The 7,935-nt window shown below is 65.4% G+C and carries 5 protein-coding genes and 3 pseudogenes; 5 read left to right on the plus strand and 3 right to left on the minus strand.

Going from position 1 to position 7,935, the window contains the following annotated elements:
• Nucleotides 1-94 precede the first annotated feature (94 nt).
• Complete coding sequence (locus GTK01_RS20460) at nt 95-655, minus strand: recombinase family protein (protein WP_371924441.1); 561 nt, start codon at nt 653-655, stop codon at nt 95-97.
• Here GTK01_RS20460 and GTK01_RS20465 point away from each other — a divergent pair.
• Nucleotides 621-899: pseudogene (locus tag GTK01_RS20465) on the plus strand (transketolase); the annotation flags it as partial. The gene GTK01_RS20460 and the pseudogene GTK01_RS20465 overlap by 35 nt on opposite strands.
• A gap of 353 nt (nt 900-1,252) precedes the next feature.
• Here the strand turns inward: GTK01_RS20465 and GTK01_RS20470 are convergent.
• Nucleotides 1,253-1,897, minus strand: coding sequence for a TetR/AcrR family transcriptional regulator (locus tag GTK01_RS20470; protein WP_252929646.1), 645 nt, complete (start codon nt 1,895-1,897; stop codon nt 1,253-1,255).
• A 67-nt stretch (nt 1,898-1,964) separates the two neighbouring features.
• Between GTK01_RS20470 and GTK01_RS20475 the strand changes: the two genes are divergently transcribed.
• From GTK01_RS20475 to GTK01_RS20490, 4 genes and pseudogenes are all read left to right on the plus strand, one after another.
• Complete coding sequence (locus GTK01_RS20475; RefSeq protein ID WP_252929648.1) at nt 1,965-3,053, plus strand: efflux RND transporter periplasmic adaptor subunit; 1,089 nt, start codon at nt 1,965-1,967, stop codon at nt 3,051-3,053.
• Nucleotides 3,050-4,141: an efflux RND transporter periplasmic adaptor subunit gene (locus tag GTK01_RS20480; RefSeq protein ID WP_252929650.1), complete on the plus strand. Its 1,092-nt coding sequence runs from the start codon at nt 3,050-3,052 to the stop codon at nt 4,139-4,141. The genes GTK01_RS20475 and GTK01_RS20480 overlap by 4 nt, the downstream gene beginning before the upstream one ends.
• Complete coding sequence (locus tag GTK01_RS20485) at nt 4,138-7,206, plus strand: efflux RND transporter permease subunit (RefSeq protein WP_252929652.1); 3,069 nt, start codon at nt 4,138-4,140, stop codon at nt 7,204-7,206. The genes GTK01_RS20480 and GTK01_RS20485 overlap by 4 nt, the downstream gene beginning before the upstream one ends.
• A gap of 436 nt (nt 7,207-7,642) precedes the next feature.
• Nucleotides 7,643-7,815 (plus strand): annotated as a pseudogene (locus GTK01_RS20490) (Tn3 family transposase); the annotation flags it as partial.
• 18 nt (nt 7,816-7,833) lie between these two features.
• Here GTK01_RS20490 and GTK01_RS20495 read toward each other — a convergent pair.
• A pseudogene (locus GTK01_RS20495) lies at nt 7,834-7,935 on the minus strand (IS5/IS1182 family transposase); the annotation flags it as partial.

The raw sequence follows: 7,935 nt of genomic DNA on the forward strand, positions 1-7,935 counted from the left end.
ACAATCAACATCCAAAACACAAATGCCTCCGATGAAACCGGAGGCACTTTGATGACCCCACGTTAAGGGGTCCCGTTTGGACGAAAATCACCCCTTAAACAGGGTCCTCATTCCACGAAAAATCACATGCGGCTGATGGTGGCGCGGTGGACTCGAAGCAGCCGGCCGACATCGGCGGTTGGCCGGCCAGCATCCAGCATGGCAAGGATTTCGGCGCGTTGTTCGGCTTGAGCTTGGGGCGGTGGCCGCCGCGCCGGCCCTGAGCGCGCGCAGCGCTGAGGCCGGCTTGTGTCCGCTCGCGTATCGCGGCGCGCTCGAATTCGGCGAAGGAACCGAGCATGTGCATCATCATGCGGCCTGCCGGTATCGTGGTGTCGATTGCCTCGGTCAACGAGCGGAAGCCGGCGCCGGCTTCTTCGATCATTTTCAAGATCAGGAGAAGATCCTTGAGCGAGCGGGAGAGTCGGTCGGGTTTCCAAACAACGAGTACATCAACTTGGCTCAGTCGGTCGAGCAGGCGGTGCTGTTCGGGCCGATCCCAGCGGCCGCCGGATTCTTTCTCCTCGTACATCCGCGAGCAGGCCGCTGCTTCGAGGGCATCGATCTGCGGCGTGCGCGGAAAGGAGATGGCCGACATCTTTAAGAGCGAGCGCATCCCCTCGACCTACAACTGGCAGTTCTCGCCATCCGGCCAACACATGGATCTCGGCATCGCCGAGATGAACCTCTTCACCATGCTATCGGCGCTCGGCCTGTCGCATTCGATCTTTGGCGAGAGGCTGCTGCCGGTCGGCACGCTCCACGAGCCCTTTATCGAGCGCGGTCTCGATGCCCTGAACTACGCCTGCCAGGATGCGCGCTTCATCCTGGCGGCCACGCCCTCCGGCGTCACCCTCGCCCGACGGACGCTATCCTGCCGGCCGGGCTCCAACGGAATTGTGGTGTCGTCGGATGCCGGCCGCAACGAATACATCCTGCACCGGTATTTCGCGCCAAGGCCCGGTGAAAACATGGAAATCCTGATCGACAAGGCGATTGGCAAAAAAGTGAAATCCGAGGTCGTGCAGAGCGAACCTTGGCGGCCGCAGTTTCTCGTGGCCAAATCCTTCGGCCGCGGCCGCGTCTTCATCGCCGCCTGCGACGCACCAGTATATGCCTACCGGGGGCTGGGCCCGAACTAGGGGGTTGGGGAGGGTGCAAGTAACTTCGCCCCTGGCATTTTGCGAAAGGCGTTGGTTTCCCAACCAGAAGATCATTCGAGTAGCCCTCGAAAGAACAAGTCGAGGGAGGTTGTCAGGATCGCGTCGATATCGCGCGGGTGGCGGTCGGCGAAGACGATGCCCCACAGATTGGCGACGATGGCCGGCCCTATCAAGACTTCGGGTGAAGAAGCCAGACCGGTTGACTTGAGTTCACCGCGTTCGATGCCGGATGTGATAAGTGATGTGATCCGATCGAGCGCAGGCGCCAGGAACTCTGCAAAGTACTGGTCGAGCAGCTCAGGAAAATGCCGGCCCTCCGATATCAGGAGATGGAAGACCCGCTTCGCATCCGGATTGATGGCGACCGCTTCGTAGAGGACGGCAAGGTAGGTCGTGAGCTGCTCACGGACCGGCCGATTCTTATCGATAGGCTCGCTCTCGCTGGCAAGGTTCGGGCTGAAGCTGCGGATCGTCTCGGCGAACAGCTTCTCCTTGGTGTCGAAGTAGAAATAGACCGTGCCCTTGGTGATGCCGACCTTGGCGGCGATGTCCTCGACTCGCGCGGCCCAGAAGCCCTTGAGCATGAACTCATCCAGCGCGGCGGCGAGAATCGCGCGCGGCCGCTCTATCTTCTGGCGGGCGCGTTTGCCGAGAGGCTTGTTGCCGGAAGGATGTGACTGGTCTGCGGAACTCATTCATTCCATCATATTATTGACTTTCGAATCAGTCAATAATATGTAGCGGCGGTTTTCAGGCGAAATGATGGCGATGAAGGTGAGAACGGCGATAGCGGGGACGATGACGGGTCTGTTGATCCTCGGACCGGCGCTGTTTCCGGCAATGGCCGAAGAAGCGCGGGCGGTCCCAGTGGTCGTCCGGCAGATTCAATACGAGGCCTACGCGCCGTCGCTGGAGATGACGGGCAGCGTACAGCCGGCGAACTCCACCGACCTTGGCTTCAGGGGCGCGGGGCGGATCGGGGAACGTTTTGCCGATGTGGGCGACCGCGTCGCGGCCGGCGAGCCGCTCGCACGTCTCGACGCCATCCAGCAGGAGGCCGCGCTCGCGGCGGCCGAAGCGGCGGTGCGGGCCGAGCAGGCGCAACGCGATCAGGCTGAGGCCGACCATGCCCGTCTCGCCGCGCTGCTTGAGAGCGGCTCCACCACCAGAAGCGCCGTCGATCGGGCCTACGCGACGCTTCAGGTCGCGTCCGGCATTGTAGAGGCAACCGAGGCGGAGCTTGCGCTGGCCCGCGACGCGCTGGCCAACACGACGCTATCGTCGCCGGTGGACGGTTTGATTACGGCCCGCCATGCCGAGGCCGGCGAGGTGGTCCAGCCGGCGCAGCCAGTGTTCACGGTGGCGGAGGACGGCATCAGGGACGCCGTGTTCGACGTGTATGAGGCCGGGCTTCTGACGCTCGACGAGGATACCGGCATCGAGCTGCGGGTGATGTTCAACGGCGAACACGGATTTGCCGGCCATGTCAGGGAAATCTCTCCCTCTATCGATCTGCGTACCGGGACGATCTTGGTGAAAGTGGCGATCGATGCGCCGCCCGAAGTCATGCCGCTTGGGGCGACCGTCGTAGGCCGGGCGTCGTTGCGCCCGCGGCAAGCCATCGTGCTGCCGCCCACCGCGCTGACGCTCGGCAAGGACGGCGCGTCGGTGTGGGTGGTGACGCAGCCGGAAGGTCGGCTGGAGCTTCGCCCGGTCACGGTTCTTTCCTTTGAGAGCGACAAGGTGGTGCTGTCGGGAGGCGTCGAGGACGGCGAGACGGTCGTGACAAGCGGTCCGCGGGCGATGCGCCCCGGTCTGCCTGTCGATCCTACCGAGGAGGCGGCGCGATGAAAGCCGCCGTTCGAGGCGCCGCCGTCGCAGTGCTGGCCGCTTTGCTCGCCGCTTGCGGCGAGGAGCGGACCGGCCAAAGCGATCCCGGCGAGGATGTTCCGCCGCTTGCGCTCACCGTTGTCATCACCCCATCGCGCGGGGACGACCTGATCCTTGCTGGCGCCGTGATGCCACAGGCAAGCTCCCAGCTTGGCTTTCCGATGCTGGGCCGGCTGATGTCGCACGAGGTGTCGGTCGGCGATGTCGTCAGGCGCGGCGACCCGCTGGCCGCCCTCGACTCGACCGGGCTCGCCGCCGCGCTGGAAGCCGCGCGCGCCGATCTGCGTTCCGCCCAGGCGCAGCTCGAGAACGCCTCCGACACCCATGAGCGCCAACAGACGCTGGGCGCCAGCGGAACGGTGCCGCCGGCAGCGCTTGAGGCGGCGGAGCTGCAATTGAAGACCGCGCGCGCCAAGGTCGAGAGCGCGACGGCCGGCCTCTCCCAGGCGCGGGACCAGCTTGCCAATGCGCAGCTCGTCGCCGGCTTCGACGGCGTCGTGACGGCGGTATCCGGCGAGATCGGCCAGGTGGTCGCAGCCGGTTCTCCCGTGGTGACGCTCGCGCGGCCGGAGTTGCACGACGCGGTGGTCGACATGACCGAGCGCCTGCTGTCCGGCTTGCGGATCGGCGACACGTTCGAGGCGGCGCTCGAAATCGATCCCGCGATCACGGCGCAAGGCAGGATCAGGGAGATCGCCCCGGCGGCGGATGCGGCGACCCGGCTGCACCGCGTGCGCATCGCGCTCGACGAGCCGCCGGCCGCTTTCCGGTTCGGCACCACCGTGCTGGTGAGACCCGTTGCGCCGCGCGCCGCCCTTCCGTCCGTTCCCGCGACGGCCGTGATCGAGGGCGAGGACGGCGCCTTCGTCTGGATCGTGGAGCAGCAGGACAGGAGGGTCTCGCGCCGTGCGATCGTGATCGCCGAACGAGCCGGCGACCGTGTGACGGTAGAAGAGGGGCTGGATATGGGAGAGCGGGTCGTCGTGGCGGGCGTCCGCTCGCTGGTCGAGGGGCAGGCGGTGCGCGTCAGCAAGGCGGAGAGCCGATGAAAAAGGAACGCTTCAACCTCTCCGACTGGGCGATCGGACACGCCTCGCTGGTCTGGTACTTCATGATCGCCTTCGTCGTTGCCGGCGGCATCTCCTATCTGAACCTCGGGCGCGAGGAGGACCCCTCCTTCACGATCAAAACCATGGTGATCCAGACGCAATGGCCCGGCGCGTCGGCGCAGGAGACCGCGCTCCAGGTCACCGACCGCATCGAGCGCAAAATGCAGCAGATCGACACGCTCGACTTCACCCGCTCGATGACGACCGCCGGACAGTCGATCGTCTTCGTCAACCTCAAGGACGACACGCCCGCGGCCGAGGTGCCCCAGACCTGGCAGCAGGTGCGCAACCTGATGCAGGAGCTGGCCGTCGAGTTACCGCAAGGCGTGGTCGGCCCCTTCTTCGACGACCGCTTCGGCGACGTCTACGGCAGCGTCTATGCGTTGACCGGCGACGGGCTCACCTGGCGGCAGCTGCGCGATCATGCCGAAGACCTGCGCTCCGCCATCGTGACGGTGCCGAACATCGGTCGCGTCGAGATCGTCGGCGACCGCAAGGAGGTCGTCTGGCTGGAGTTTTCGACCCGCAGGATCGCCGCGCTCGGCCTCGACCAGCAGAGCATCGTCGCCTCACTCAGAGAGCAGAACGCGGTCGTGCCTTCGGGCGTCATCCAGGCTGGGCCGGAGCGGATCGCGCTCAGGCTGGGCGGACACTTCACCTCGGAGGAGAGCCTGCGTGCCATCAACCTGCGCGTCAACGACCGCTTCTTTCCGCTGACGGACGTCGCCACCATCCGCCGCGGTTACCAGGATCCACCACCCGACCTGTTCCGCTTCGACGGCGAGCCGGCCATCGCGCTCGCGATCAGCATGAAGGCCGGAGCCAACCTTTTGGAGTTCGGCGCGGCACTTGAGGCGGTGATGGCGAATGCCGCGCGCGACCTGCCGCTGGGCGCCGCGATCCACAAGGTGTCCGACCAGCCGCAAGTGGTCGACCATGCCGTCTCCGGATTCACGACGGCGCTGTTCGAGGCAGTGGCGATCGTGCTGGCGATCAGCTTCGTCAGCCTGGGGCTGAGAGCCGGCATGGTGGTGGCGATCTCGATCCCGCTGACGCTGGCGATCACCTTCCTCGGCATGGAGTATCTCGGCATCTCGCTCCAGCGCGTCTCGCTCGGCGCGCTGATCATCGCGCTCGGCCTGCTCGTCGACGACGCGATGATCGCCGTCGAAATGATGGTGGCGCGGCTGGAGGTTGGCGACACGCTGCGCAAGGCCGCGACCTATGTCTACACCTCCACCGCCTTCCCGATGCTGACGGGCACGCTGGTCACCGTGGCGGGCTTCATCCCGATCGGCCTCAACGACAGCCTCGCGGGCCAGTTCGCCGGCTCGATGTTCACCGTCATCGCCATCTCACTGGTCGTCTCCTGGGTGGTGGCCGTGGTGTTCACGCCGCTGCTGGGCGTCACCATGCTGCCGAAGACGATGAAGCACCATGCGCAGAAGAAGGGACGCATCGCCGGCGCGTTCTCGAAGGCGCTGATCGCCTGCCTGCGCTGGCGCTGGGCGACGATCGGGCTGACCGTCGCGGCGTTCTTCGCCGCGGCTGCGAGCATGGCCTTCGTACAGGTCCAGCTCTTCCCGCCGTCCGACCGCGCCGAGCTGGTCGTCAACTTCGACCTGCCGCACGGCAGCACCATCGCCGAGACCGGCCACCAGATGGCGCAGCTCGAAGACGAGGTGCTGAAGGGGGACGGGCGCATCGACCATTGGTCGACCTATGTCGGACGCGGCGCGATGCGCTTCCTGCTCACGCTCGACCCTCCGGCCCCGCATGTCTCGATGGGGCAGATCGTCGTCGTGACGAAAGGTCTCGACGTCCGCGACGCCGTGCGCGCCGACATTCAGGAATATGTCGAGCGCACCTTCATCGGCACGGACGTCGATATCAGGCTGCTGGAGATCGGCCCGCCGATCGGCATCCCCGTCCAGTACCGCGTGTCGGGGCCGGACATCCAGACGGTGCGCGAGCACGCGCAGGCTTTCGCCAACGTGTTGGACGCGCATCCCGACCTCGGGCGCGTCACCTTCGACTGGATGGAGCCGGCGCGCGCCGTGCGCGTCGAGCTGTTTCAGGACAAGGCGCGGCAGCTCGGCGTGACCTCGCAGGACATCGCCACCATCCTCAACAGCATCATGGAGGGGGCGGCCGTCACCCAGATCCGCGACGGAATCAATCTGGTCGACGTCGTCGGCCGCGCGTCCGCCGAGGAGCGTGGCTCGCTGGAGACGCTGCGCAACCTGCAACTGCCCGCCGGCGAAGGCCGCTCGATCCCGCTCGGCGCGATCGCTACGCTGCGCTACGAGATGGAGCAGCCGGTGGTCTGGCAGCGCTCGCGCATGCCGACGCTGACGGTCCGCGCAGAGGTGACGGGCGAGGTCAAGCCGCTGCGGCTGATGTACAGCCTGCGCGAAACGGTGGCCTCGTTCGAGAAGGGCCTTCCCGCGGGCTACACGGTGACGGCCGCCGGCGAGTGGGAGGAAAGCTTCAAGACGCTGATGCCGGTCGTTGGGGTGATCCCGCTGATGCTGATCGTCATGGCGACGATCCTGATGATCCAGCTGCAGAGCTTCTCCCATCTCTTCCTCGTCTTCACCACCGCGCCCTTGGCCGTGATCGGCGTGGCGTTGGCGCTGGTGCCGACCGGCGCGCCGCTCGGCTTCATCGCCGTCCTCGGCATCCTCGCGCTCGCCGGCATCCTGATCCGCAATTCGGTGATCCTGATCGACCGCATCGAGGTCCTGAAGGCGGCTGGCAAGCCGGCGTGGGACGCCGTCATCGAGGCGACCGACCATCGCATGCGGCCGATTGTGCTGACGGCGGCGGCGGCCAGCCTCGCGCTCATCCCGATCTCGCGCGAGGTCTTCTGGGGGCCGATGGCCTATGCGATGATGGGCGGCATCATCGTCGGCACGGCGCTGACGCTGCTGTTCCTGCCCGCGCTCTATGTGACATGGTTCGGGATCAGGGAAACCGAAACCGTCGAAGCCCGAGCAGAATGATGTCGACACCATTCGTCCAGCGGATCGGTTTCATGGCTCTGGTTGTGCTGGTGACGCCGCCATTCGCTGCGGTGTTGTCGCCGCGACCTGCCGTCGGCGCCTTCCTCGTCTAAGTGCCGGCCGCCGTCTATCAGCTTCAATCCGACCAGTATCTGAAAGGTGCGATCCTGGTTGTCTTTGTGTTCTCCATCAGCCTGAACGACAATCTCCTGCATCCACCACTGATCGGCAAGGGCATACGCCTTCCGGACTACGTGGTGCTGTCTCCGCCTTGCGCGGCATCGCGCTCTTTAGCATCACCGACTTCGTCATTTGCCCGATGATCGCTCGTCGCCGTCTTGTCGCTATAGCGCGACAATCAATCTAAACGAGAATGGTGTCGCGGCGATGGTGATCGATCGCGGCATTTATTGCCGCGCGCAAGAGCCTTACGTATCGGTCGCAGGGTGAAATCCGCGATCGCACGGCGGAGGGACAACATTACAGGATCGCCGGCCTCAACCTCCTGATCTCGATCATCGTCTATTGGAATACCGTCCATCTCGGCCATGCCGCCGCAGAGTGCGGAACGAAGGGCTCGACGTGTCCCCCGAGGAGAGAAACGCTTAGAGTCCGTGCCGAAACTGCTCATGAGTGGCGTGCGATGCGTCTGACGAGGATCATGACGGCAGCGGCGTAGAGGAAAGCCGTTGCGGACCCGATGGTCGCTTCGGCGTCCTTCCATAGGCG

The organism is Aliihoeflea sp. 40Bstr573 (assembly GCF_024105655.1).
In the GTDB taxonomy this organism is placed as follows: domain Bacteria; phylum Pseudomonadota; class Alphaproteobacteria; order Rhizobiales; family Rhizobiaceae; genus Aliihoeflea.

What these genes read in the sequence shown, in the direction of transcription:
- GTK01_RS20470 (WP_252929646.1), bottom strand. Translation starts at nt 1,897, where the DNA reads ATGAGTTCCGCAGACCAGTCACATCCTTCCGGCAACAAGCCTCTCGGC.
- GTK01_RS20460 (WP_371924441.1), bottom strand. Translation starts at nt 655, where the DNA reads ATGCGCTCGCTCTTAAAGATGTCGGCCATCTCCTTTCCGCGCACGCCG.
- GTK01_RS20480 (WP_252929650.1), top strand. Translation starts at nt 3,050, where the DNA reads ATGAAAGCCGCCGTTCGAGGCGCCGCCGTCGCAGTGCTGGCCGCTTTG.
- GTK01_RS20475 (WP_252929648.1), top strand. Translation starts at nt 1,965, where the DNA reads ATGGCGATGAAGGTGAGAACGGCGATAGCGGGGACGATGACGGGTCTG.
- GTK01_RS20485 (WP_252929652.1), top strand. Translation starts at nt 4,138, where the DNA reads ATGAAAAAGGAACGCTTCAACCTCTCCGACTGGGCGATCGGACACGCC.